Genomic DNA, 237 nt, shown 5'->3' with positions numbered 1-237 from the left:
TCCTTGGTCCAGCGTTCCGGTTTGTAGACGTCGGCTTCCGTCGGCATGACGTTGAAGTCGCCGGCGAGCACCACCGGCAGGCCGCTCTCCAGCAGTGTCCCCGCGTGAGCGATGAGCTTTTCGAACCAAGCGAGCTTGTAGTCGAACTTGGGACCGGGCCGCGGATTGCCGTTTGGCAGGTAGAGCCCGCCGATAATAATGCCGTTCACTGCGGCTTCGATGTAGCGGCTCTGCGCA

1 protein-coding gene is annotated in these 237 nt (G+C 62.0%); it reads right to left on the bottom strand.

Going from position 1 to position 237, the window contains the following annotated elements; genetic code table 11:
* Nucleotides 1-237, bottom strand: a 237-nt coding sequence (locus AC0IYH_RS33920; RefSeq protein ID WP_471838861.1) for an endonuclease/exonuclease/phosphatase family protein, incomplete at both ends; no start/stop codon positions are given.

The sequence above is a fragment of the Pseudomonas sp. AC463 genome, from assembly GCF_979253585.1.
This window is presented reverse-complemented; position numbering and strand designations above follow the sequence as displayed.